Origin of the sequence: Pseudoalteromonas sp. S327, assembly GCF_005886415.1 — a bacterium.
Taxonomy (GTDB): domain Bacteria; phylum Pseudomonadota; class Gammaproteobacteria; order Enterobacterales; family Alteromonadaceae; genus Pseudoalteromonas; species Pseudoalteromonas atlantica.
This window is the reverse complement of record NZ_PNDP01000061.1, coordinates 1-25,624: the sequence shown is the minus strand read 5'-3', so window position 1 is coordinate 25,624 and position 25,624 is coordinate 1. Positions and strand designations below refer to the sequence as shown.

Sequence of the window (25,624 nt, the reverse complement as noted above, 5' to 3'; positions counted from 1 at the left end):
CCAAATACAAGAAAGCCCGACTCGAAAGAGGCGGGCTTTTTTACGTCTGCAAAAAAGTGAAATACCTGCCTTTACGTAATACCGACACGTTTTTCCACCCTCAAAATAGATCACATAATTAAGCGAATTGGTATTACAGTACACGCAAGTCTCTTAACTTAACTAATCTATTAAGGTGTATAAAAATAATAGCTTATAGTTCAGACTATTTTGATCCACACTCTTTAACTTTGACTATAGTTATATCTCATAATAATTATTCTGCAGAATTATAAAATGTCGTTACTTTTTAATATTCAGCGCTTTTTATCTAGGTTGCTGAGTGTCTATGCGAAATAAAATATTTCAGATATTCGTTTTAATCGTAAGCCTACACCATTTACCGGCTAAATCAGGTGAGTTTGATTTTTCAGGCTACGCACGTGTTATTGGTGGTTATTTAGATGAAAAAGATGTCGAATATAGAGGCTACGATGACAGTCTTAACTTTTCACCATCAAGTTTAATAGGTCTTCAAGCTGAGTATCAGTTTAATACAAATTGGTCAGTGACAGCACAAGGGTTATTTAGATCTGATAGCACAACGGTATCTGGTGAGAGTGGACTTGAATGGCTGTATTTAACTTATACGCCCACAACAAACCTACAGATAAAAATCGGTAAGCTGCGAACCCCATTTTTTACAATGAGCGACTTCTCTGATGTAGGGTTTGCATACCCATGGATCAATCCGCCACAACAAGTATACGACACGTACTTATTTAAAACATTTAATGGTATTGATGCTATCTACAAATTTGGCTCACATGACTTTGATATCAGTATTGAAGGGTACTATGGCGAAGAGTCGGGAAGTATTGGCATAGGCCCTTTTAAAACAGGTTTTGAGGTGGATAATTTAGTGGGTGTAATAGGGAAGTTGAATATTGAAAATATAGAATTTAGGGCTTCAAGGTATAACGGTAACATAGCGTTAGATCTTAAGTCGATTAACCAACTACAAGATATTTTAGAGAATTTTAATTTTAGCCAAAGTGCAGCATCGCTGACAACGCAGGGCAGTGCACATGCAGATCAATTTGGTGTTATTTATGATAATTTAGATTATTTTTTTAGAGGTGAGTGGGTAAAGATTAAGACACAGTTAGATATAATTCCGATTATACAAAGCTATTACTTAACCGTAGGCTATAACGATGCACCTTTTACTTATCATTTAACCTTTGCGGACAGCGATGTAGAAATTAATGCCAATCAGAATGAAATCCCTATTGGTGCTAATGTAGAGCTTGATCAGCTGGCACAGGCTTATAACAACGTGTTTGCAGAGTCGGCGCCCGACTCACTAAAAACATGGACACTTGGTATACGATGGGATGTGCTACCTAATCTGGCATTAAAGGCGGAAGTATCTGCTTTAGAGGGCGATGAGGTTAGTAATTCTTTTTTTGTTATCCCTGAGGATGTTAGCTTTAATAGAAAAACGAATCTTTACCTTATTGGCTTAGATTGGGTATTTTGATGATGTACTCTAAGCTAACTTACGTGATTAGACATATAATACTGCTGTGTATTTTTACTTGGTCATTATTGTTTATCAGCGTACAAGCCTACGCGGATAATAGCCACACAAGTAAAGTGATCATTGTTGTTAATACGGCCAATAAAAACTTAGCTTTGAGTAAGCAGCAAATTCGCCATATTTATATGGGCGGCGCGATGAGTAATCAATTTAAAGCAGTAAATTTACCCGCCGGAAATCCGTTACGAATCGACTTTAATACGAAATTGGTTGGCTTAACCGAATCGAGAATTCAGGCTTATTGGGCTCAGATGAGATTTACAGGGCGTAGCAAGCCACCCGTAGAATTTAGCTCGACTAAAGAAATTATTGCGTATTTATTGAAAGAAGAAAATGCAGTTGCTTATTTACCTGCTGATACAAAAATTCCGGACGAGCTAACTGTTGTAACGCTAACGCCTTAATTTATGGTTAACTAGTAGCGCTGACTTATTTTAAAGTTAGCGCTTTAAATGCCTCTTTTGCTTGGGCTTTAGCTGCTGGAATGTGTGCTATGGCTACAGGCTTTGCAAAATAATACCCTTGCATTTCATCACTGCCATTTTCAATCAGGTAGTTAGCCTGGCTGGCTGTTTCTATACCCTCACTACATACTTTTAAGCCTAGGCGTTTACTTAAATCGAGTATGGCCTTTAATACCGCCGCATCCTTTTCTGAGCTGTCAAATTGATTAACGAACATACGGTCAATTTTGATGGTATCGATATCTATTTTTGTCAGGTAGCTTAGCGATGAATAACCCGTTCCAAAATCATCAAGGGCTATAGACCCACCCATTTGTTTTATTTGGTTAAAGAATTCATTGGAGTTTTCAAAATTATCGAGATAGCTTGATTCGGTTATTTCAAACTGGATATTTGCAATGTCGACGTTGTATTTAACCAATTTATTTTTTACAACATCAATAAAGTGATTATCTTTAAGATCATGGCTCGATAGGTTTAAAGAAACGAGTACATGGTTACCTATAGTTTGCTTTAGTGTGGGTAAATCTTGAAATACCCTGGAGACAACCCACTGCGTGATTGCTTTTATTTTACCTGCTTGCTCTGCAATGGGTATAAATTCGCCTGGTGAAATAAAGCCAAGCTCTTCACTGTGCCACCTAATAAGGGCTTCAAGGCCATTAGCCTCACCATTGGCAGCTATTTTTAACTGATACACAACTTCAAACTCATTTTGCGCAATCGCATGACTAATTAAATTAGCCACTTGAGCCATTCGCTTGCTGTTTTCTAACATTTTTCTATGGAAAACGGTGTACGACCCTTTACCTTTTTCTTTTGAGGCATACATTGCGATGTCTGCATTACTAATTAACGTATTAATATCAAACTCTGCCTCTTTAGCGTGGGCAATACCAATACTTACCCCGGTGGGTATATCCCACTGGTTAATAGTAAAAGGCGTTTGCATTGAGCTGATAATTTGCTCCGCAATATTAATAACGTCGGTGTAATTATTTATATTACGCAGCATTATTAAAAACTCATCACCCCCTAAGCGTGCAATAACATCGTTTTCGCGTAAGTGCTTTTTGATATTACTGGCTACCGCCTTTAAAAGTAGGTCGCCCGTTTCATGGCCAAGTGTATCGTTAACACCTTTAAAGCTATCTACGTCAAAAAACATAATAGCTATATCTTGATGATTATTTTTACAGCGTGTTAATTCTTCTTTTAGTAAGCCCATAATAAACATGCGATTAGGTAAGCCAGTTAATATATCGAAGTTAGCTAAGTGCTCCATTGATTGCTTTTGCTTTAGTAGTTGTGCGGTGTTTTTTTGATTAGTGAGTACTTGGGCATTAATAGTGTTAAGTAAGTTATTAATATCTTTGCCAAGTTGCGATACTTCGTCGTTGCCCGAGCCTTGGTATTGGAGTTGATAGTTAGTTGTTTTTTCTACTTTTTGTGTGAATTTAGAAAGTTTTAATAGCGGGCTTAATAAATGTTGGTATATCCAAAAAGAGATGAGGATGGTGATCACGATACTAAAAATAACGATAGGGGCTGCACTATAAAATAAGCTCGCTTTGCTTTCATTAAGGGGCTTATTAAAATCCTGAACAATTAATAAGTAGCCTACAGGGAACTGCTCCTCACCAATTGTTTTTAAGGCAACTAAGCCTTGGTTAGTAACACTAACGGTACGGGGCAAACTTTGCGGTTTGATGCCCTTTAGCTGTGGAGAAAAATCCTCGAACTTTAAGTAATTAGGGTGCACGTAGGACTGTATTAGCTGCCAATTACTATCAAATACATTTACAAACTTTATGTGCTCGTACCTATCTAACCCCAAAAGCTCAGTTGTAATAGAAAATAAATCTATCTCTTGCGACATAACACGTAACAAATTATCTGAAATATTTGATGACATAGCATCGAGGTTTTCTTCAACTGATTGGCGGTATAAATCCTCGTGCTCATTAATAGCTAAATAAAAAACAAAACTAGCGCTTAGTACGATTAGACAAGTCGTAATAATAATAAATTTGTTACGAATACTATGAAACATTTAGACAAATCCCTTCTTACTGTCATGCTCTTTCACTAAAAGAGTTATTACTTATTGTTGTTATTTATTAATAGAAGGCTTACGCGTAGCGCTGATGTTATTTACTAAATTTGTAAGTAAAAGAATGTGTTTAAATTCATAGAGTAACTATAGCTGGTTATTTTATTTTAGGCAGACTTACTTTGTTGCAATTTCATTCTTGGCTTAATAAGTGACCTGTGTAAGACTAATGCGGTTATTTATTAAATCAGGTGACATGAATGTCGAATATAAAAGCTTGGAAACTTATGAGCCTGTTTTGTTTGTTTGCAGTGCTTATGGGTTGTCAATCTAAAGAAGAGCAACTACAACAAACAATTCAAGAGTCTATTAAAAAGGCAGATGTTGAGCTCGCACAGCTTGGTACCGCGCTTGATAATGGAACCATACGTAATGCTGTATTGCTTAAAGAATATGGCAAACTCCTTAAACAGCAACAGCCAGAACTTAGTCAGGTTGTTGATGTAATTACCCTTGATGCTACAAGGCAGGGTGCCCTTTACAGTGGTTTAACACAACGACTTAAAGATATTAAAGGCACTTATTTAATTCCTCCCTACGAAGACACGCTACACAGTATTGATTTACTACGTGAGGCGGCTAAGCCTACGCTGTTTTCTGATGCGTTAACGGACCCGATTAATATGCTAGCGGATATGTCTAAGGGCAGCCTTGCGCGCGTTGGTGCTATTAGTAAAGAGGCAGAGGGCGCAGGCGAGGGTAATCAATTGGTGGGCAACCCTAATTACGGTAACTGGCAAACTAATAGTAATGGTATTAGCTTTTGGCAGTGGTATGGCATGTACCGTATTTTAGGCGATGTATTTGACCGTGTTGAATACGGACGTTGGAGCAGCCGCCGTAAATATAGCTATTACAACGATTACGGCCGCTATCGTTACTCAAGCCCTAAACAAATTAAAACGCAAAGTGCTTTAGAAACACGTACGCGTCAATCGTACCAACGCCAAGGCAAACAGTTTACTAGCCCTTATGCGAGCAAAAAAACGGGTGCCTCGGGTTTAAGCCGCAGTAGTTATACACCGCCTAAAAGCCGCAGTAGTTACTCGCGTTCGAGTAGTTATAGCAACAGCTCTGGATCGGTACGCAATAGCGGTAGCAGAACCTCTCGTGGCGTGAGCCGTGGTAAGTAAAGAATAAGTTGGAGTTAGAAATATGTACGAATTTAATGGAATAACTACGTGGTCGCTACAAGCTTTGGCGATTGATTTTGCAATTATCGTGTTGTTATTTGTAAGCCTGAAATACATTAAAGGCTGGGTTTCAAACCTTCATGCAAATGACGAAATAACAGAACGCGACAACTTTGCTTTTGGTATTAGCTTTGCGGCAGGCTTAGTTGCACTTGCCATTGTATTAACGGGTGTGAGTAGTGGCGCCTTTGCTGCGTCGTTACAACAAGAAGCCCTGCAAATGCTAGGCTATGGTGTATTAGCCATTGTACTGATTAAATTGGGCCACTTTTTTCAAGATAAGGTCGCGCTTCGTAAAGTCAGCCTGCACGACGAAATTGTAAAAGGTAATGTAACGGCCTCTATTATCGACTTTGGTCATGTAGTGAGTGTGGCTATTGTGATTCGCTCTGCACTTTTATGGGTAGCAACAGAGGGCTGGCATGGGCTGCCTATCGTTATTGCTGCCTTTATTATTGGCAGTGTTGCACTACTGCTTGTAAGCCAATACCGCGTACAATTATTTAAGCGTACCAATAAAAGCGGTGATTGTTTACAACAAGCCATTATTGATGGCAATTTAGCTGTAGGTATACGCTACGCAGGCTTTTTAGTAGGAAGTGCCTTAGCTATTACTGCGGCATCAGGTATTGCACCGTATGCGGCCGATAACATTAATGCTAGTCTGCTTTATTGGGCTATTAGCGCGATTGTAAGTTTAGTGGCATTCATCATTTTGCATTTAATCACCATCAAAATAATTTTATCAGGTTGTGATATTTCAGATGAAGTTAACCGTCAGAAAAATGTAGGTGTAGGTGCTATTTCTGCTGCAGTGTCGTTTGCTGTCGGTATTACTATGGCAACCTTACTAGGCGCATAATCAGTGTCATCAACTACAACTAGCCCAAGTAAATCACGTTTACTTGGGCACGATATTTTACTAATAACTGTTATGGCCGTACTCGCTGGGTGCGGCCTTATTTATGAATACTTACTTTCGCATTACGCAGGGCGGGTACTGGGCTCTGTAGAGAGTGCTATCTATGCCATGATTGGCACAATGATAGTTGCCATGGGCTTAGGCGCATTTTTAGCCCGTTGGTTTAAAGATGCCTTTACCGCCTTTGCTTGGCTTGAAAGTATTATTGCCCTGGTTGGCATGGGCTGTATTTTGGCAATAGCCGGTGTAATTGCTGTAAGTTATTCACTTCCTCATTTGTTTTCTAGTATTTTTAATTTACCGCCAGATGTTGTGCTCAATGGCTATGTATTTCAAAAGCTGCAAGAGTGGTCACGCTTTTTACCTTATGTGTTTGGTTTAGTACTGGGTTTATTTATTGGTATGGAAATACCGCTTATTGCACGTATTCGCCAACATGTGTACGGGCGTTTTTTAGAAAACAATGCAGGCACTATTTATGGTGCCGATTATATTGGCGCGGGTATTGGTGCGGCTATTTGGGTAAGCATTATGCTGGCGATGCCTATAATGCAAGCTGCAGCGTGGACAGCTCTTTTTAATATACTGGCAGGGCTCGCCTTTTTATGGCGCTACCATGCTCATGTGCGCTTTGCTAAGGCACTTCTAGTTTGCCATATAGTGTTACTGGCACTGTTTGGGTTTATTTTAGTGATGGGAAGTAGCTGGATGAACAGCTTAAGTAATGTACTTTATAAAGATAAAGTTATTTACTCACAAGCAACTAAATACCAGCATGTAGTATTAACCGAGCGCTTAAGTAAAAATCAGCCAGCGCCTATTACCGACTTGTATTTGAATGGGCGTTTACAGTTCTCGAGTATTGATGAGCAAATATATCATTCAATGCTGGTGTATCCGGCAATGCTCGCATCAAACCGGCACGATAGCGTATTAATTATTGGTGGTGGCGACGGGCTTGCCCTTAGAGATGTTTTAAAGTGGCCAGTGAACGACGTAACGTTAATTGATTTAGATGCACAGCTGCTTAATTTATTTGGCCATAAAGACGGTGATTTTACAGCGCCTGAGTCTATAAGTAAGCGGTTATTAGCGCTAAATAAACAATCGATGTTAGACCCACGCGCCAATATTATTGTGGGAGATGCGTTTTTAGAGGTTGAAAGGCTCCTTGATCAAGGTAAGCAATTTGACACTATTTTAATTGACTTGCCGGACCCTAATCATCCCGATTTAAACAAAATGTACAGCGACTATTTTTATAACCATGTACGTCAATTGTTAGCTCCCGATGGCGCAATGGCTGTGCAGTCTACCTCGCCTTATCATGCCAAAAAAGCATTTTTAAGTATTGCTAAAACGGTAAAAGCGGCGGGTTTTGATTATGTTGAGCAGTACCAGCAAAATATTCCTTCGTTTGGGCAATGGGGGTGGACAATAGCCACTAAAATGGGTCAGCCAGCCAGTGGGCGAATTAAAAATATAAGCGCTATGCCGGTGCCATCAAGGTGGGTAAGTAAAGAATATTTATTAGCCAGCTTTGTATTTCCTAACCAGTATTTTGAACAAGTTAAAAGTATTGAGGTCAATAGGTTAGGTTCTGGTCAGCTATATGATTACTACCGTAATGCGTGGCAGATAGAAAGCGAATTGTATAAAAATTAATAAAACATGGTTGACATAATATGTCGACCGTGCGAATCTCAACTCAGACATAATATGTCAAAAAGCAAAAAGGCAGAGACATGGAATTAAATGAACTTTCAATAAAATTAGCTTCTTTTGAAACAGAAGGCGCTAACTTTGAGTCTTTCTTGATTGCCAACCCTGGTGAGCAAGATGTTTTACAAGTCATAGTTGATGGAAACGATGAGCTTCCAATTTTTGTTACGCAAACACAAGAGCAGTTGTTATGTATTAGCTACTTGTTTGGCGAAGATGAAGTAAAAAGTGAATTACGCAACGAGTTAAACGAAACACTACTACGTTTAAACGTGCCAATTCCACTGAGTGCATTTGCTAAAATCGATAACAAATACGCGATTTTTGGTGCACTGTCGGTAAATTCATCATTAGATGATATTACCCACGAACTAGTGACACTAGCTGACAACGCTATTGACGCACTAGAAGCCGTGACCTTGTATTTAAACGATTAGTAACTAGTTAGTGGAGTTAAGATTATGAGTATATTAAAAAAATTATTTACAGCAGTACGTGGCGGCGCGCGTGAAGCGGGCGAAGCAATTGTAGATGCAAACGGCATTCGTATTTTTGAACAAGAAATAGCAGATGCGCAAAATGCACTTAATCGTGCTAAAAAGAGCCTTACAGAAGTAATGGCTAAAGAAATGCAAACTAAGCGTAAAATTAGCGCAGTTGATGCATCAATTGCTGAGCACGAAGCGTATGCAGGCCAAGCACTGGAAAAAGGTAACGAAGCCTTAGCATTAGAAATTGCCGAAAAAATTGGCGACTTTGAAGCTGAAAAAGCTGAAAACGAGCAAGTATTAGCAGGTTTTAGCAATCATATTGTAGCGCTTAAACAACAAGTTAAAGACGCTGAAAAGTCAATTAAAGAAAACCAGCGTCAGCTTACTATGGTTAAAACCACAGAAAGCGTACAGCAAGCAACAATGGCGGTTAACAGCACGCTTAATACTAATAGCTCGTCTATGACATCGGCTCGTCAGTCGCTTGAGCGTATTAAACAACGCCAGCAAGATCGTAGTGACCAGTTAGGCGCTGCTAAGCAACTTGAGTCAGATACAAATGGCGACGATTTAAAAGCAAAAATGGCTGAAGCCGGTATTGGCGATACAAGCCCAAAAAGTGCTGATATTTTAGCGCGCATTAAAGCCAAGCAAAACGGCTAATAGTTCGTACATTTATAATAAAAGGTAATTAAGCGTGGCTTAGTTACCTTTTTTGCTTAAGGGATGCCTCACTATGTTTAATTTTTTCAAATCAAAAAAAGAGCCAGAACGTCAGCTTAACCATGCAAGTGAGCTTAAAAAAGGTGACATGTTTAGCGTTATCGATTCATTTGCGTATCCGTCGTGGTTAAAAGGGCAAACGCTGCGTGTTATTGATATTCAAACCTATCAATATCAGCACAGTAGTGATACTGAGTTTGTGCTTGAGACGAACAGCGGACAGGTGGTATTTTTACAAATTGAGCAAGATGATGGCGAGCAGTGGGCTAATTTTTCAATCAAAATTCAGCGTGACGACGTAGAGCAAATATTTGGGCTAGACGAATTTGCACGTATTTTTGATGAAGAGTCGTTAACTCATATACAGGTGCAAAATACGCCAGAGCAGTTTATGCAGTTTTTAGCTAAAAGCTATCAGCAAAGTGAATCGCCTTATGTGTGCTATTTCCATAACAAAGATTTTCGTGGCCAGTCACTACCGCGCTATGAGCAAGAGGGTGGCGAACCTTGTGAAATGATTTGCTTAGCATCGCCAGACGAAAGGCATGGCTTAAATATTGAAATATGGGATGGCGGTGAGACCGAAGTGTCACTAACGCTAACACGCCCAATTACCGATATAGTCGACTTGTTTCCAGGAGATGCGAAGTGAGTGATGCTAAAGACAAGTGGTTACGTCAAGAGCAAGCCGTGCGTGCCACACAAATGGCATTTGATTTAAGCAGCGAAGTACAAAAGTCGATAAAAAAGCAGGCCATTGACCAAGAGCTTACGCCCTCAGATATGATCCGTAAAATTTTAGGCTTAGATGTAAAGTCTAAAAAAACACGTCAGCGCCTATCGTTTAATCTAAACGATGATGAAATAGCCCAACTTGCAACACGATTTAATGTCCAAAGTGATGATAAGCGAGCCGTAAAGCAACAAGTAGCAGAGTTATTAATTGCTCATACTAAAAAAAACACTAAGTAGTTAATTTAGATTTATATGAATATTATTTTAATTGCTTACTTAATTATTTTTGCTTTATTTGGCACAGCTGCAAGTTACTTTGTGCGATTTATTTATGCGTACTGGGTAAAAAAAGAAATGCCAATGAAATACATTGTTAAAGCAGGAATTTGTGTGGTGCTGGTGGTGGTTATTTCAGCGTTAATACCTTTTATAGGTTAACGCTGAAATTGGCGTTTGCGCTATTTTATATCAAATGCCTGGCATTGCTGATTAATACACAGGGTTTGTACCTCAAGTACCGGTGAGCAATCGGTTAAACCTTGCGCTTTGTTTTGCGCTTTTTGTTGTTGTGTAATTTTTTGGGCAACTTCTTCGGCGTGCTCTTGAGAGGTATTAAGTGTTGAATACACAACATACTTACTTGGCCCACCACATGCTCGTGCACCTACTTCGAGTACCTTACATTGAAAGCTCGCGGTGCAACTATTATCACTAACAATGTTATTAAGATCGTAGTTCAAGTCAGACAAATTCTGATTTTGCTCAGTACTTGATGATGTGTTTGCACAGCCGCTAAGTAATAGCATAGCGCTGGTGGCAACACTCACAATTGATAATTTAATTGCTGATGGTAAACAACTCATAACCTTGTCCTTAAAATACACTTACCGCTGAACCTTCAAGTTTAACACATTTATTTTCAACACACTGCGTGCTTGGAGAAGTTAAATGTTGGCACGTGCTCATCATTTCATTTTGTGTGTTGTAGGCTTTTTCAAGCGTTGTTATTTGCTTTGCAAGCGAACTGACTTGCCCCTCTTTAGCTGATTTTGTTGAGTAAACAACATAATCACTTGGTCCGCCGCAAGCTTTGCTTCCTAGTGGCATAACCTTACATTGTGCTGAGGTATCGCACTGTGTATTGGCAATTAACGTATTAAGCTCGCTTTTTGCGGTTTTAATGTCGTTAAGTGATACTGCTTTTAAAGCGGTTTTTATGGGTTGTGATGCATCAGTAGGGGTTTTGTGCTTGTTTTCACTGCTGGTTTGTTGAGGTACTTCTTTATGCGGTACTTCTTTAAGCTCGTTCACCGAGTTAGTTGGTGCATCTTGCGATGTTGTTTCGAGGCATGCAGTTAAACAAAGTGGTAAAAGTAGGGCTAACAGTGGAGTACGCATAACAAACCTTGATAGTGATGAATTATTCATCACTATCATACACGGTGCATTTTTAACGGCAATAAAAACTATATTATCAAGTAATTAAAGCCGTTTTTGTTTTACCTTTATAAACCGCCTTGGGTAAGTTTAGTGGGGTTAAGCAGTGTTTCTAATTCACTGCGTGGAAGGTCGGTTTCTTGCTCTGCGACATCAATTATTGGGCGGGCTTCTTTGTAGGCTTGCTTCGCTATTTTGGCTGCTTTTTCGTAACCGATCACCGGGTTAAGCGCAGTCACTAAAATAGGATTTTTGGCCAGTGCTTTATCAATATTGGTTTGGTTTACTTTAAAACTCGCAATGGCTTTATCTGCCAATGCTTGGGCGCTATTAGCAAGTAGCTCAATGCTTTGTAAAATATTGTGCGCAATAACAGGTAGCATGACGTTTAGCTCAAAATTACCCGCTTGGCCTGCCACGGTGATGGTTGCATCGTTACCTATAACTTGAGCGCTTACCATGGCTGCCGCTTCTGGGATCACCGGGTTTACTTTACCCGGCATAATCGATGAGCCTGGTTGCAGTGCTTCAAGCTCTATTTCGCCAAGCCCGGCAAGTGGGCCTGAGTTCATCCAGCGTAAGTCATTGGCTATTTTCATTTGTGCTACAGCGAGCACTTTTAGCTGACCTGAGAGCGCTACAATGGCATCTTGCGAGCCAATATTATAAAAAAAGTTACTGCTTGGCTTAAAGCTTATACCCACATTTGCGCTTAAGTTTTTAGCAAACTTTGAGGCAAATTCGCCATCAGCATTAATGCCCGTGCCAACAGCTGTCCCGCCTTGGGCAAGCTCACATACTCGCTCTAAGCTATGGCGAATGCCTGAGGCTGCATTATTTACTTGTGATTGCCACGCGCTTAGCGTTTGCTCAAACGTAACGGGCATGGCATCCATTAAATGCGTACGGCCTGTTTTAACTATTTTGCCAACGTCTGCCTTTTTTTGCTCTAAACTCTGCGATAGTTTTTCAAGAGATGGCAGTAATTCATAAACCACGTTAATAGCACTACTTAGTGCAATGGCTGTAGGCACTACATCGTTAGAGCTTTGCCCCATATTTACATCATCGTTGGGGTGAATTGGCTCATTACCAATGCGGGTTGCAAGCGTTGCGATAACTTCATTCGCGTTCATGTTCGAGCTGGTGCCTGAGCCAGTTTGGAAAATATCAACCGGGAAGTGCTCGTAATGCTCGCCATCAATAATTTGTTGGCATGCTTGCTCAATAGCGTTGGCTTTACTTTTACTTAAGTGATTTAGCTCAAAGTTACTTTGTGCTGCAGCTTGCTTAATGTATGCAAGCGCTGTTACAAACTGTTTTGGCATAGTTAAGCCGCTAATAGCAAAGTTGTTAACTGCACGCTGGGTTTGCGCTTGGTATAGCGCATCACTAGGGACCTGTAATTCACCCATGCTGTCGGATTCGGTTCTAAAATTGCTCATAAGTCGCTCCTTAAAAAGGGTTAAATTCGTGACTGAGTACGCGAGCTTCGCGCTCAAGTTTTAAAAATTTTTCAGTATCGTTATGTGCATAGTAAAAGCGTTTTAATGCCAATAAGGGTTTATATAATTGCTCAAGGCACTGCTTACGAATGGCATTGTGTATTAGAGGGTCGCACATTTTATTGATAATTTCATGGTGAGTGCGTAATAAATATAACTCTTGTAGTAAGGGATTACGCTGTTTTTCAAAGCTTTTAGCAACGTTTAAAGCGGTTTCTATGTAGTGAGCTACCACCATAGGCGCATGTAAGCCTGGGCGTAAGCAGTTACAAGCAAGTTCATGATGATAAGGCTGTAATGCCTGAAAGGGAGACATAAAAAAACCGATTTAAGTTAACGATAATAGTTATCATTACATTTAATCGGTTTCAGTGTAAACAGTTATTATAAAAATTATTTGCAGCGTTTAATTGAGTATCAATTATAGCCAAGAATGAATATTTGGTCTGTTTCATGTTTTTTTAGCGCCTGTTGATTTTGGTTACAGTGAGAAAGTAAGTCGATTACAGTGGCTCTACTATCACAGGTGCTACTTGGTTTTTCGGTGCTTTTTTCTGTCACTGAGACCACAGCGTCTACAGCGGTGTAAGGGGGAGTATGCATAATTTTATCCTCGTATTTAATATTGGTAATACACCCTACTTAGGGTTGATTTAATTAAAGCATAATACATACCATCGTCTTGTTTTTATTTTAGTGCCATGAATTAACTCACTTTTATAAATTATCTATAAAACTTTAATTGTTCAGTGCCATTTTTTTGCGTTAATGTTGTGCAATAAATTTCAATATTGGTGCAGGTCATGATCAAACCTTTCTCACAAGCGTGTGAAAACAATAAGGGTCCTATTTTAGAAGTGCTTAAAACGGTTTTTAATAAGACAGAATCGGTACTCGAAATAGGCTCGGGTACGGGGCAGCATAGTGTGTTTTTTGCTGAGCAATTACCGCATTTACAGTGGTATACAAGTGATCGCCATATTAACCATGAGGGCATAAATTTATGGCTTAAGGAGGCAAATTTAACTAATTTACACGGCCCTCTTGAGCTTGATTTGAATTATGCATGGCCGGTAAATAACGTAGATGCTATTTACACAGCAAATACGTTTCATATTGTAAGTTGGCAGTTGGTTGAGCAATTTTTTAAAGGGGTTTCAACGCACTTAGTAAGCCAAGGTGTAGTGTGTATTTATGGCCCTTTCAAATACCAAGGGCAGTTTACAAGTGCAAGTAATGAAGAGTTCGATCGCTTTTTAACACAGCGTGACCCATTTAGCGGCATTCGTGATTTTGAGGCCATAGAGCAATTAGCAACACAAGCAGGCCTTACACTCATAAGTGATACAGCTATGCCAGCTAACAATCAGTTATTGGTTTTTAAACGGCAGTAAATCAGCGCACTGTGTTTTATAAATTGTCATATGTTGGCGTTCTCGCTTTAGGTAGTCGTTTATTGCTGCTCTAAAGTCGGGTTCAACAATATAGTGGCTGGAGTAGGTAAAAACAGGCTCAAACCCACGAGGTATTTTATGCTCACCTTGAGCGCCTGAGTGAAAGCAATGTAAGTTATGCTTAATCGCAAACTCAATCCCTTGGTAGTAACACAGCTCAAAATGAAGGGAGTCTATTTCTTCGCTGGCGCCCCAATAGCGGCCATACAAGGTGTTTTCACCTTGTAAGCTTAGCGTTGCTGCCACTATTTTGTTGTCTTTTTTGGCAAGCATAATAATTAGCTGATCGCCCATTAGCGCCTGTAATAAAGTAAAAAACTCAATATTTAAATACCCTAAATGCCCAGAACGTTTTAAATAAGTACGCTGATAAAACTCACAAAATAGCTGCATTGTTTCAGGGCTTAGGTGCGAGCCTTGCAGCCATTCAATGGTAATATTTTGCTGTGCTATTTTAGCTCGCTCTTTTTTTAGCGTTTTTCGTTTGCGTGCGGTGAGTGTATTTAAAAAATCGTCAAAGGTTTTAAAGCCTTTATTAAACCATTGAAACTGCACGCCTACGCGCTGCATTATTTCGTCAGTACACAGGGCTTGAGCTTGAACCTTTGGGCAAAAGTTAACATGCCAGCCAGACCAACCTTGCTCCACACTGGTTAAATTTAATTGCTTTTTTATGTACTCGTATACGCTTTGTGTATTCGTATGTGCAATGGCAATACGCTGGCCTTCAATAGGGCTAAAAGGTACACCGCTTAGCCATTTAGGGTAATAGGCTAATCCGTGTTGCTCGTAGGCTTCTGCCCATGCCCAATCAAAAACATACTCTCCGTAAGAGTGGCTTTTTAAATACCCAGGAGCGAGTGCGACTAATTTGTCGGCTTCATAAATCGCTAAGTGCTGAGGCTGCCAGCCTGTCTCTTTGTTTACACAGTGGCTTTGCTCTAATGCATATAAAAATGCATGGCGGGTAAAAGGTTCATTACCGAATAAACGAGTCCATTCGTGTACGTCTATTTGGTTAATATCACTAAACCATTGGTGGGTAAAAGTTGCCATTACTGCTTACCTTGGGCTGCTTTATAGTGGGTGGTGGCGTTTTAAACTAAGTTAACACAAGCGCATTTATTTAGCGCATTATTGTATTAGTGCTCTTCAATTTCGGCGTATTGGGCTAAGCACGCGGTTAGCTTAACCAGTTCTAGCGGTTTTGCAAGATGCTGATTAAAACCAACGGCTTGAGCATGGGCTTTATCCTCAGGCATAACATCGGCGGTCAGCGCAATAATAGGCAGCTCTACCTCACTTTTAAATTGCCTAATTAGGGCAGTGGCTCTGTAACCATCCATTATTGGCATTTGGCAGTCCATTAAAATTAAGTCAAAGTGTTGCTCTTTTGCTATATCTACTGCCGCTTCACCATTTTCGACAATATGGGCAACAATACCTAATGAGCCTAGCATGGCTTTAATTACCATTTGGTTTACCGGGTTATCTTCTGCTACTAGCACTTTTAAAGCCGCCAATTTAGTACCCGAGTATACAAGCTCGGCTTGCTCTTGTACTGGGCTGGTGCGAAGCTCAACGTCAAATTTAAACGTAGAGCCAACGTTTGGTTCGCTCTGGAATGTGACGTTACCGCCCATTAATTTACTGAGCTCTTTTACGACTGTTAAGCCCAGGCCTGTGCCACCGTATCGCCTTGATGTTGAGTCGTCTGCTTGGGTAAAGGCACTAAATAGCTTGGACTGCTGGGTAGGCTCTATGCCAATACCCGTATCTGTAACGGTTACGGTTATTTTAACTTTGTCAGTACTGATAAACTCTCCGCTAAAGTCTACCTCTACTTTGCCTTGCTCTGTAAATTTTATCGCGTTGCTGCAAAGGTTTAGCACTACTTGCTCAAAGCGTAAAGGGTCGCCTACATACCAAGTATCTACCGGAAGATGACTGCTAACCTGCCAGCCAATGCCTTTATTGGCTGCACTGGCCTCAAACATTGTGTTAATACGCTTTATAATTGCATGAAGGTCAAACGCTGTGCTTTCTAGCTTGAGCTTATGTGATTCAATTTTTGAAATATCAAGTATGTCGTTAATCAGGTTTAGTAAGCTTTTAGAAGAAGAGTTTATTTTGTCTAAGTAACCAATAAGAGTGTGTGCGTTGTCTTCTTTGCGCGCTAATGATGAAAAGCCAATCACAGCATTTAATGGTGTGCGTATTTCATGGCTCATATTGGCTAAAAATCGGCTTTTAGCCTGATTAGCTAAGTCAGATTGCTTTTTAGCTTGCGCAAGCGAATGGGTGCGCTCTGCGACTTTTCGGGTAAGGGCAATTTGTTGCTGATTAAAAAGCAGTAAAACAATTAAAATTAAGGCACATACCACCAATTGTAAGGCCATTAAAAACAGTGTTAATTGGTTATTATGGGGGGCAAGGTATTTCTCTTTTAAGGCTAAATGTGCATTCCATGTTTGCCCACCAAAGCTGAGTTTTAGTTTCATAACACGGCTGCCCTGAGCAATATTTAAACTTTTGCCGTAGTTACTATAAAATGCGGGCTTATTTACATCTTCATAGAGCGCAATAGAAAACATCTCTGATTGTTGCTCGTTAATCGCTTGCTCAATAATATTACGCACTAAAAACACACCTGTTGCGTATCCCTTTATAATAGCTTTTTGCTGTTGTTGTTCGTACACGGGGGCAAATAGCAGATAGGCAGGCTCAGGCTCAGCTGTTTGCACTAACTGAATAATTTTAGTGCTGACTGGCTGATACCTAATTGCAGGGTTTACTAGCGATGCTTTTCTGTCTGGGTTTGAATACACATTAAAACCAACCGCTTTTTGGTTGCCATTAAAAGGAGCAATGTATTTAACGATGACCATAGGATCGTCTGGCTCAAGGGGCTCGCCGACAATTTCAAAGTCTAGGTGGTATATATCGGCAACTTCTTGGGTAAACGAAGCTCGCTCACTTTGCGCTATTTTTTGATTCCACGAAAGCGCTTTAATAAACGAATGCTGTGCCAGTAACTCGCTGGCGTAGGCGTAAAAGTCTTGTTGGTTTAAATCAGGGTTAGATTGTACTTGGCTGGCTAAGCTTTGCACCGCTATTAAACTTTGGTTGATGTAGCGATATAGGCTATTTTCAATAATGTGAGCTTCTCGCTCGGCGACTTTAACGGTATTTTGTCTGTTTTCTTGGTTATAAAGCTGAGTAGTTACTGCAACAGATACAAATAAAATACTACATACCGCTAACGTAGGCAGCGGCGATATAGGCCTATTTTGCCCCTTAAACTGAGTAAGCACCAATAGCAGAGGAGTGGCAATAATTACGCCTAATGAGTCTCCTAGCCACCAAAATAACACATTTTGCCAATGATCTTTAATATCGTATGCGGAGTTAAATTGGCTCAGCGCAAAAACCCCAAAATTTGCTGAAATTAAACTAACCGCAATGCCCACAACAAAAATAAAATAAATGATACTTGCGCGTTTTTTAAAATACAGCGGGTGTCCAAGCCAATATTTAAGTAAACCAGCCCCCACCATTGCCTGCAATACAATGCCAATAGCAATATACATGGCTTGGCTGAAGGTATTGCCAACTAACACCATATCGTGAGCTGTGCTGTCAAAAATATTAAAGTTAAAAGCAAAGGCCGCTATAAAAAGCGCTGGAATGAAGCGCCACCACCACATATAGCATCCAACTAAGGCAATACCTGCAGGTAACCATACCGGGATAATTTGAGTATTAAAGGCGAGCTTAGTGAGTGAAATACCAATTAAAAAGTACGCTAATGAAAAAATTATGTAAAAGATAACTGAATGATATTTTGAGTTAAAATTTTTCACATAGCTCCCTGACTTTTTAAAAGTACTTAATTTTAAATATCAGTATAGCGAACAGTATGTTATTTGCGGTATTTTTTAATATATGTTGTAAAAGGTGTACCTTGCGCAACGTGTAAACTGCTTTTTTAGCAGTTAAGGTTGTTTGCTCAGCTGCTGTTTTTGCTGCTGTAAAATAGAGATTTGTTGCTCTACTGCGCTAATTAAGGCGTTATAGCGGTTTTGAATCGCCGTAGTTTTAGTGGCTATCGCATCGGCTATTGATTCGGCGCCCATTCTATTAGCTTGATCTTGAGTAACATAGCTGGCTTGTTGTTTGGCGTCGGCTAAGTCTTCTTTACAGTTTTTGATAGTAAGCTGGTGGCGTTTAATTTCACGCTCAATTTTTTTAATCTCAATGTAGTTATCTACAGAGGCACCAGGCATTGCGGGTGAGTTTGCATTATTGCCGTACTTATCGGCAACTAGTGGCTGTTTTAGCTTAATAACTTCTGCATTGTCAGCACAGGGTGTTTGGCTAAATGTAGCGACTCCTTTAATTGTGCATTTATAAACCGTAATGTCTTGGGCTGCGTGTGTACTTAAAGCCACAAGGCCTATTAAAGGTGCAATTAAACGAAACATAATTAAACTTACGTTAGTGGAGTTGTTATTAATAATGCCGTAACTACTCAGTGTATTCAATGTGTTTTGATTCACCTATTTTAATAAGAAATGGTGGAGAAGGAGGGATTAGCTTAATTACATCCATGTGATTAATTGCTTCGCAACGCCTGCGGCGGCTTAAACTGTTCCAGACATTTTATCGAACCCTAGCGAGGATTCTCACCCTCCTTGGATACATTGGCTGTTAAATTTCAGGCACAAAAAAACCGCAACTAAGCGGTTTTTGATAAGAAATGGTGGAGAAGGAGGGATTCGAACCCTCGATAGAGCTACAAACTCTATACTCCCTTAGCAGGGGAGCTCCTTCGGCCACTCGGACACCTCTCCAACGCATAACAGATTGTATTAACGGTAGTTTATTCATACCATTAATTAAATAGTGGTGGAGAGATAGGGATTTGAACCCTAGATAGGCTACAAACCTATGCCGGTTTTCAAGACCGGTGCATTCGACCACTCTGCCATCTCTCCGTGACGCAGAATAATACTTAGGTGATACCGTCGTGTAAATAGCAAATAAACTGTTTGCTTAAAAAGTAGGCGTAATTACGGTTTTTTTTGTAAATAGAGGGAAATTAGAAGGATTTAAACTAAAAATTAAAGGGTGGCAGCAAACTAAGGGAGCTAAAGAAGCGCTTTTAATAGTGGTTAGTTGTTTACTGCCCCTGCTTAATAATCATAACAAGATTGATTATTTGTATTGCGCGGCGCTGTTTAATGCTAACTTTTTGCCCATACGGTTTAATTTAGCAAGCATTTTAGCTTTACGGTTAGTTGGTTTTACGCCAACGTGGGCTGCTGCATTTTGGTTTAGGGTGTTTATTGGGTTCATGTCTTTGCTCCAAGGTGTATGTGTTTAAATCGCGAGCATTTTGACTCTTTTTTGTTTAAAAATACAACAATATAAACTAAGGCTTGGCTATTAGTTATTTTTATCTGAATTTGCATTGTTTTGTTTTTAATTAAAACTACTAAGTGCCCATTTTGCATAGTTATTTAACCAGGGGAACAAGCTTTTAATTTGTTTTGTAAGTATTTTTTTGTTTGTTAATGTTTTTAGTAAATTTTTACGCACTTTTATGATTAATTATTCAGATAAATTAATTTTAACTTAATTCTTATTTATGCTGGTGTACTGGCTAATGGGAGATAAATTACTTGCAGTTGTTAATAATAGTTAAACCGAGCGTAAAAAGTGTGGTGTTAGAACACTTTGATTGGCTTAAAAAAACATGCCAGAAGAAAAATATTCTCTATATTACGGTTAAAACGACAGGTAATTTTGAGTACGACTTAGCAAACGTTAAATTGAATGCACAAAAAAGCCAAATAGCAGTGGCTATTGGAGGCGATGGCACACTTAATTTGGCACTTAATGGCGTGATTAACAGTGCATGTAGCTTGGCAATATTACCTTGTGGTACGGGCAATGATTTTGCGCGTCGCTTTCATTGCTCCGCTAAACAATGGCAAAACGCTATTTTTAATGCTCCCACACACTTAATTGATGTAGGTAAAATTAATACTCGTTACTTTATTAATGTGGCTGGTGTTGGTTTTGATGCTCATGTAATTAAGCAGTTGGGTCATTTACAAAGCATGTCAGCTTGGCGCTATAAGTGGACGAGTTTTAAATCGCTCTTTACTTACAAAGCAAGCACACTAAATGGAGCATTTTTAAATAAGCAATGTAGCTATCAAAATTTAATAACTGTATTTGCGAACTCTCAGTATTTTGGTGGCGGCATTAAAATAGCACCTAGGGCTAAAATTGATGATGGACTGCTTGATTGCTACCAAATGCAAGCGGGTAGTCTTGTTGATCATTTATATAGCTTTATTAAATTAATTTTTAAGCGCCACCATACTTTAAAAAAGCTTACTTATAGCCAACTCAAACAGGCGCGTATTAATACTAAAAACTTATTAATTGAGGCCGATGGCGAGCTAGTAGGTGTTACGCCCGCGGTTATTGCTATTCATGAGCAGGCTATTAATTTTCATATACCAATAAAAAAGCGCCTACAGTAGGGTAGGCGCTTTTGTGTTAGTGCGTTAAAAACGCCTCTAACTGGGGACGGAGCCATTTTTAGCAACGCTGCGGCTTGCTAAAAAGGCGTTAATTCTTTTTGTGGGGGTAAGTACAATTGCATTACCCAGTAGTACTAAACTAAAGCCGGCAAAGGTGTTTGCATGCCATTCAAAGCCTTCAAAAAAGCTGCTTAATGCAACGGCCACTAACGGAAACAGCACTATGGCGTAGCTTGCTTTTTCGGGGCCAATGTTTTTTAACAAGGCAAAATAGCAGCCAAACGCAATCACAGTGCCAAAAACCGATAAATACAATAGCGACAACCAATAGCTGGTAGGGGCACTAAAACTGACCGTTATACCATTTATTAATACATAAACGGCTAAACCTACTGCGCTATATAACATGCCCCATGCGTTACCCTGCAGCACACCTATTTGACGATTAGAATTACGTACACTAATCATATTGCCCAATGAAGCCACAAAGGTACCCCCAAGGGCAAGTAGTAACCCGACCAACGCCCCATTACTCAAGTCGAATTGCTGTAAATGCGGCCAAAACAGACAAATAATACCCACCACGCCGATTAACGCGCCGCAGTAAATACGTTTGGCAATGGGCTTTGCAAAAAATAAACGGGTGTTGACTATGTTCATTATTAGCAACATTGAAAATGCAATAGAGGCCATTGCCGATGAGAGGTAGTTTTGTGCCCAATACAAAAGCAAATAATTTAAGCCAAAGTTAGAAATGGCCAATAAAGCAAAAAAGCCATGATCGATTAACGAAAATCGCATATTAGGCTTTTTGTAGGCCACAAATAGCCACATACATGCAGCTGCAATGGCAAAGCGATAAAACAAAGAAAGCTCCACAGCAATATCGCCTAGCTGAAACGAAATCGCGAGCCACGTAGAGCCCCAAATTAACACTGTTGTGAGATATAGCGCTGCGCTTTTCATGGCAAACCTCTAAAAAAACCGATTGAGTGGTTATTTTAGAGTCTATCTGTATACTTACCATATACAGAAAAGTATAAATGTAACCTATACAGATTTGAGGCGAGATATGCAGCCAGCTGCCAATAAGCAAAAAGTCGAGTTTTTATACCAACAAGTTATTGAGCTAATTAAAGACATGCAAGCGCAAAAGGTATTACTACCTGGGGAAAAGCTTCCTTCGCTTCGTAAAATGGCCAGTAACTTAAATATTAGCATTCCGACGGTTAAGCAAGCGTATCAAGCGTTAGAAGATCAAGGGTTAGTAGAGGCACGTGAAAAATCGGGCTACTTTTTAACGGTGCTTAATACGGTTTACAGTTTGCCAAAGCGTGTAAAACTAAGCCGCGAGCCTGTCACTGTAAATAAACAAGCATTAATAGAGCAGGTATACAGCGCTATTCATCAACCTAATGTAATTGCCTTTGGTATTGCCAATCCCGTTGCTGCAGCGCCTACCGATAAAGCTTTAGCCCGTACCATGCGCCGGGTTATGACAATTGCTGGGGCGAGTGTTATTAATTATGGCCCTATTGATGGTTTTGCTGCGCTTAAAAAGCAATTAGTGCATAGATACTTAGGCTTTGGTATTGGTGTAAATATAGATGAACTGGTGATCACCAATGGCGCGCAAGAGGCGCTGGCTATCGCACTTAAGTGTGTCACTAAGCCCGGCGATGTGGTTGCAATTGAAACCCCGTGTTATCACGGCATTATTGAACTAATAGAGAGCTTAGGTTTAAAGGCGCTTGAAATTCCGCTATGCCCCGACAATGGTATTTGGCTTAACGACCTAGCTCAAGCGCTTGAACAACATGATATAAAAGCATGCTTGTTTTCGACCGCCATAAATAACCCGGTTGGCAGCTTTATGAGCGATGAAAGCCGCATGCAAATGGTGGACTTAATAGAGTCACGTAATGTTGTTCTTATAGAAGATGATGTGTACGGTGATCTGCACTTTACTGCCAAGCGTGGCACGCCCGCTTTAGCGTATTCCAAAAAGGGGCTTGTGATCAGTTGCGCCTCGTTTTCAAAAACGGCTGCACCAAGTTATCGAGTTGGTTGGTTAATAGCAGGCAAGTTTGCAGGTCAAGCGCGCCGGCATAAGCGTGCATTAAGTTGCTCTGCCTCACTTATAAATCAGTGGACGCTTTCTGAGTTTATAGCCAGTGGTGAGTATGACCGTAATTTAAAAGTACTTAGGCAGCGCTTACGTAATAACAAAGAACGCATGCGGTGGTGCTTATTAAACGCAATGCCTAAAAATACGCGTATTAGTGACCCTAAAGGTGGGTGTGTTATTTGGCTTGATTTAGGCCAAGGGGTAGACAGTCAAAAGTTATTTTTACTGGCGTTAGAAGCTGGTATTAGCATAACCCCTGGACTTATTTTTTCAGCAAGTAATAAGTATAAAAGCTGTATTAGGCTAAGTTACGGGGTGCAGTGGAGCGAAAAAATAGAGCAGGCTATTACCACGTTAGGTGCGCTGGCTCACACGCTAAAAGAATAAAAAAGCAGCACCTAATATACAAGTGCTGCTAAAGGGATGTTTAATACGGTGCGGTGTATTAATTTTGTTTAATGGTAAATAACTCGTAGCCTTTTAGCTGGGGTAATTGCGCTACTAATTGCTCTTCTTGCTGTGCTATGTTGGCAAAGTTGTCGCATAAAGAGTTGGCACGCTTTTCAAGCGCACTGGCATGTAGCTCTACTTTTTCTTCTATTTGCGCGCCCATATTTTCCATGCGTTGCTCAAATGCATCCATATCTCCACCCGAACCAAGTAGCTCAGAGCCTAAAGCAACTAAAATACTGCCCATTGATTGCATAACGGCAGACTCAACCACGGTTTCTATTTGCTCCTCAAATTGGTGTTCAAAGTTTTCACCAAATTGATTAAAGCTTTGTTGGCCCATTACAAACGTACCTTGTTGATAAAAGGTGTTTTCTACTTCAAGTCTTATATCGTCCATCAGGCCAGATAAGTCATCAAGGCCATCAATATTAAATGCGTTAGCTACTTCCTCTAGTGCTACACCGGCTATTTTTACTCCGTCTAGGGCAATATTAGCGACCTCAGGTAGCTGCGTACGTAAGTTGTCAGAATACTGGGTAAGCGCTTGGCGCTGTTCGCTATTAATGGATACTTGTTCGCCATTTATAGTTAAGTTGCCATTGCTGTTAAAGCGCATGAATTGATTAGATGCGGTAAAAATTTCTAATTCGCTAGGTTTAATGCGTACATCGTTTTTAAACTCTACATTGCACTGCTCATTGCTAAACGAAATACCCGCATTGTTATCGTTATGTGCCATTGCAGCGGGTGTACAAATTAAAGCGCTTACTAATAGTAAATTTTTCATGTTTATTCTCTAATAATTGTTGATGACAGCTAAGTATTAACAAGTTTGGTGCCATTATTTATTTTTATTTTAAAACAGCAGGTTATGTAAATTTTCGTGTTTTTAATGATTTTTAATTTTGATAAATAAACTACTTTTTAGTCAAAAACACTAAAAATAAATAAATGATAAATTTTATTTGTCGAAACGATAAAAAACTCTCACTTTCCACTTTCTTAATTTAGCGCTATTTATTCACAATATTGACATGAAGGCTATTTACGATAGTCACGTGGCTTTATTTTGGTGCTAATTTGTTCGTATTTTAGCGCTAAACATTTTTAATTTACCAAGTGCAGGAATAAACCTGAGTTGGTCTCAAACACTTTATGGAGTGGGTTGTGGGTAAGACATTTAGTTACGATGCGCTAGATGATGATTTTGTTGAAGACGAGTACGAAATGGTCGGGCGCAATCAGCATGACAAAAAAAAGCAAAAGGTGAAAAAGAAGTTGGAAGATTACCTTGAGCAAAAACGTTTGCGTAAAAACCTAGGTGAAGACGACTTAAACGATTACATAGACTAAATTGTGCTAGTTAAATAATGCGCCTTTTTATTAGGGTTTGAATGTGCGTTTACGCATATTTAAAGGCTAAACATTGGCAATAAAGAGGCTTTATGCCTCTTTATTACTTATTATGTACTTAATTTAGCGAGTGCTTGTTGAATAGTGGTTTCTAGCTTTTCTGGTTTTGTAAAAGGCGCATAGCGCTTGATAGGTGTACCATCGGGCGCTATTAAAAACTTGGTGAAGTTCCACTTTATTTTTCGTGTTAAAAAGCCGGGTAAGGCCGATTTTAAATACCTAAATACAGGGTGGGCGTGACGACCGTTTACATCCACTTTAGCGGCCATTAAAAAGCTTACCCCGTAATTAATTAAACAGCCTTGTTGTATTTGCGTCGCGTCGCCTGGCTCTTGCTGACCAAATTGATTACATGGAAAACCAATAATAACCAATCCGTTTTTCGCGTACTTACTATGAAGAGTTTGTAGCGACTCGTACTGCTTAGTAAAACCACATTCACTTGCGGTATTAACAATAAGCACAACCTTGCCTTCAAAGTCGCTAAAATTAATTGTTTTACCGTTTAACGCAGTAGCCGTTAATTGATGAAATTCATGCATGATGGATGCTTTTTTATTGTTGTTAGCTACATTCTACCCGCTGTAGCGCGTTACTAAAAGTATAAAATTTAGGCGTGTTAATACCGCGCTTAACTATGCGCTAATGGGTTGGCTGTTATTTAGGGCGTGTTGAACTTTGCGGATTGAAATTTGTTCAACCTAGGGGCGCTCAAATCGCGGCGCGAGGTTT

General features: G+C 39.7%; 27 protein-coding genes and 2 tRNA genes. 14 read left to right on the top strand and 15 right to left on the bottom strand.

Translation table 11 applies throughout. The annotated features are described in order from the left end of the window. Positions 1-328: 328 nt before the first annotated feature. Positions 329-1,522 carry a hypothetical protein gene (locus CWB60_RS17595; protein ID WP_138580017.1) on the top strand — a complete coding sequence of 398 codons (1,194 nt, stop codon included), beginning with the start codon at positions 329-331 and terminating at the stop codon, positions 1,520-1,522. 23 nt (positions 1,523-1,545) lie between these two features. Then, positions 1,546-1,986 (top strand): hypothetical protein, encoded by a 441-nt coding sequence (locus CWB60_RS17590; protein WP_318299770.1) that lies wholly within the window; start codon positions 1,546-1,548, stop codon positions 1,984-1,986. A gap of 25 nt (positions 1,987-2,011) precedes the next feature. Here the strand turns inward: CWB60_RS17590 and CWB60_RS17585 are convergent, their stop codons facing one another. Beyond that, complete coding sequence (locus tag CWB60_RS17585; protein ID WP_138580015.1) at positions 2,012-4,099, bottom strand: putative bifunctional diguanylate cyclase/phosphodiesterase; 2,088 nt, start codon at positions 4,097-4,099, stop codon at positions 2,012-2,014. Between the two features lie 260 nt (positions 4,100-4,359). Between CWB60_RS17585 and CWB60_RS17580 the strand changes: the two genes are divergently transcribed. The 8 genes from CWB60_RS17580 (at position 4,360) to CWB60_RS17545 (ending at position 10,383) form a co-directional block, all read left to right on the top strand. After that, positions 4,360-5,292 (top strand): hypothetical protein, encoded by a 933-nt coding sequence (locus tag CWB60_RS17580; protein ID WP_004589136.1) that lies wholly within the window; start codon positions 4,360-4,362, stop codon positions 5,290-5,292. Between the two features lie 22 nt (positions 5,293-5,314). Further along, on the top strand, positions 5,315-6,214 hold the full coding sequence (locus CWB60_RS17575) for a DUF350 domain-containing protein (protein ID WP_004589137.1): 900 nt from the start codon (positions 5,315-5,317) through the stop codon (positions 6,212-6,214). 3 nt (positions 6,215-6,217) lie between these two features. After that, a complete protein-coding gene (locus tag CWB60_RS17570; protein ID WP_138580014.1) occupies positions 6,218-7,939 on the top strand; it encodes a polyamine aminopropyltransferase in 1,722 nt (573 codons plus the stop codon). A gap of 80 nt (positions 7,940-8,019) precedes the next feature. After that, on the top strand, positions 8,020-8,433 hold the full coding sequence (locus tag CWB60_RS17565; protein ID WP_004589139.1) for a YjfI family protein: 414 nt from the start codon (positions 8,020-8,022) through the stop codon (positions 8,431-8,433). Between the two features lie 24 nt (positions 8,434-8,457). Next, a complete protein-coding gene (locus tag CWB60_RS17560; RefSeq protein WP_029772224.1) occupies positions 8,458-9,150 on the top strand; it encodes a PspA/IM30 family protein in 693 nt (230 codons plus the stop codon). 73 nt (positions 9,151-9,223) lie between these two features. Next, complete coding sequence (locus CWB60_RS17555) at positions 9,224-9,862, top strand: DUF4178 domain-containing protein (RefSeq protein WP_121636774.1); 639 nt, start codon at positions 9,224-9,226, stop codon at positions 9,860-9,862. Next, positions 9,859-10,182, top strand: a complete 324-nt coding sequence (locus CWB60_RS17550) for a hypothetical protein (RefSeq protein WP_029772225.1) — start codon at positions 9,859-9,861, stop codon at positions 10,180-10,182. The genes CWB60_RS17555 and CWB60_RS17550 overlap by 4 nt, the downstream gene beginning before the upstream one ends. A 15-nt stretch (positions 10,183-10,197) precedes the next feature. Beyond that, on the top strand, positions 10,198-10,383 hold the full coding sequence (locus CWB60_RS17545) for a hypothetical protein (protein WP_004589143.1): 186 nt from the start codon (positions 10,198-10,200) through the stop codon (positions 10,381-10,383). 20 nt (positions 10,384-10,403) lie between these two features. Here the strand turns inward: CWB60_RS17545 and CWB60_RS17540 are convergent, their stop codons facing one another. From CWB60_RS17540 to CWB60_RS17520, 5 genes are all read right to left on the bottom strand, one after another. Further along, positions 10,404-10,808 carry a hypothetical protein gene (locus CWB60_RS17540; protein WP_024032116.1) on the bottom strand — a complete coding sequence of 135 codons (405 nt, stop codon included), beginning with the start codon at positions 10,806-10,808 and terminating at the stop codon, positions 10,404-10,406. 10 nt (positions 10,809-10,818) lie between these two features. Further along, a complete protein-coding gene (locus CWB60_RS17535) occupies positions 10,819-11,343 on the bottom strand; it encodes a hypothetical protein (protein ID WP_171036167.1) in 525 nt (174 codons plus the stop codon). Positions 11,344-11,450: 107 nt separating this feature from the next. Continuing rightward, positions 11,451-12,827, bottom strand: coding sequence for a class II fumarate hydratase (locus CWB60_RS17530; protein WP_138580012.1), 1,377 nt, complete (start codon positions 12,825-12,827; stop codon positions 11,451-11,453). A gap of 10 nt (positions 12,828-12,837) precedes the next feature. Continuing rightward, positions 12,838-13,203 (bottom strand): hypothetical protein, encoded by a 366-nt coding sequence (locus tag CWB60_RS17525; protein ID WP_004589147.1) that lies wholly within the window; start codon positions 13,201-13,203, stop codon positions 12,838-12,840. A 101-nt stretch (positions 13,204-13,304) separates the two neighbouring features. Continuing rightward, positions 13,305-13,490, bottom strand: coding sequence for a hypothetical protein (locus CWB60_RS17520; RefSeq protein WP_004589148.1), 186 nt, complete (start codon positions 13,488-13,490; stop codon positions 13,305-13,307). 200 nt (positions 13,491-13,690) lie between these two features. Here CWB60_RS17520 and CWB60_RS17515 point away from each other — a divergent pair, with 200 nt between their 5' ends. Next, a complete protein-coding gene (locus tag CWB60_RS17515; protein ID WP_138580011.1) occupies positions 13,691-14,281 on the top strand; it encodes a DUF938 domain-containing protein in 591 nt (196 codons plus the stop codon). Here CWB60_RS17515 and CWB60_RS17510 read toward each other — a convergent pair. The 6 genes from CWB60_RS17510 to CWB60_RS20775 all read right to left on the bottom strand — a co-directional run bounded on the left by CWB60_RS17510 (position 14,258) and on the right by CWB60_RS20775 (position 19,699). Beyond that, positions 14,258-15,397 carry a GNAT family N-acetyltransferase gene (locus CWB60_RS17510; RefSeq protein WP_138580010.1) on the bottom strand — a complete coding sequence of 380 codons (1,140 nt, stop codon included), beginning with the start codon at positions 15,395-15,397 and terminating at the stop codon, positions 14,258-14,260. The genes CWB60_RS17515 and CWB60_RS17510 overlap by 24 nt on opposite strands. Before the next feature lie 86 nt (positions 15,398-15,483). Next, positions 15,484-18,204, bottom strand: a complete 2,721-nt coding sequence (locus tag CWB60_RS17505; RefSeq protein WP_138580009.1) for an ATP-binding protein — start codon at positions 18,202-18,204, stop codon at positions 15,484-15,486. Between the two features lie 132 nt (positions 18,205-18,336). Beyond that, positions 18,337-18,825 carry an RNA-binding protein gene (locus tag CWB60_RS17500; RefSeq protein WP_249318430.1) on the bottom strand — a complete coding sequence of 163 codons (489 nt, stop codon included), beginning with the start codon at positions 18,823-18,825 and terminating at the stop codon, positions 18,337-18,339. 276 nt (positions 18,826-19,101) lie between these two features. Next, positions 19,102-19,194, bottom strand: a tRNA-Ser gene (locus tag CWB60_RS17495). 53 nt (positions 19,195-19,247) lie between these two features. After that, positions 19,248-19,338 (bottom strand) — tRNA-Ser (locus CWB60_RS17490). 220 nt (positions 19,339-19,558) lie between these two features. Then, entirely contained in the window at positions 19,559-19,699 is a 141-nt protein-coding gene (locus tag CWB60_RS20775) for a hypothetical protein (RefSeq protein WP_004589025.1), read from the bottom strand. A gap of 326 nt (positions 19,700-20,025) precedes the next feature. On the opposite strand from CWB60_RS20775, the gene CWB60_RS17485 reads away from it, so the two are divergent. Next, positions 20,026-20,898, top strand: a complete 873-nt coding sequence (locus tag CWB60_RS17485) for a diacylglycerol/lipid kinase family protein (RefSeq protein WP_138580007.1) — start codon at positions 20,026-20,028, stop codon at positions 20,896-20,898. 36 nt (positions 20,899-20,934) lie between these two features. On the opposite strand, the gene CWB60_RS17480 is transcribed toward CWB60_RS17485, so the two are convergent. Beyond that, positions 20,935-21,864 (bottom strand): DMT family transporter, encoded by a 930-nt coding sequence (locus tag CWB60_RS17480; RefSeq protein WP_138580006.1) that lies wholly within the window; start codon positions 21,862-21,864, stop codon positions 20,935-20,937. A gap of 106 nt (positions 21,865-21,970) precedes the next feature. Between CWB60_RS17480 and CWB60_RS17475 the strand changes: the two genes are divergently transcribed. Then, positions 21,971-23,413, top strand: coding sequence for an aminotransferase-like domain-containing protein (locus CWB60_RS17475; RefSeq protein WP_138580005.1), 1,443 nt, complete (start codon positions 21,971-21,973; stop codon positions 23,411-23,413). Positions 23,414-23,471: 58 nt separating this feature from the next. Here CWB60_RS17475 and CWB60_RS17470 read toward each other — a convergent pair whose 3' ends face one another. Then, on the bottom strand, positions 23,472-24,266 hold the full coding sequence (locus CWB60_RS17470) for a YggN family protein (RefSeq protein WP_138580004.1): 795 nt from the start codon (positions 24,264-24,266) through the stop codon (positions 23,472-23,474). Positions 24,267-24,646: 380 nt separating this feature from the next. Here CWB60_RS17470 and CWB60_RS17465 point away from each other — a divergent pair, with 380 nt between their 5' ends. Further along, complete coding sequence (locus CWB60_RS17465; RefSeq protein ID WP_004589020.1) at positions 24,647-24,832, top strand: PA3496 family putative envelope integrity protein; 186 nt, start codon at positions 24,647-24,649, stop codon at positions 24,830-24,832. Between the two features lie 110 nt (positions 24,833-24,942). Here CWB60_RS17465 and CWB60_RS17460 read toward each other — a convergent pair whose 3' ends face one another. Further along, a complete protein-coding gene (locus CWB60_RS17460; RefSeq protein ID WP_138580003.1) occupies positions 24,943-25,434 on the bottom strand; it encodes a glutathione peroxidase in 492 nt (163 codons plus the stop codon). Positions 25,435-25,624 lie beyond the last annotated feature (190 nt).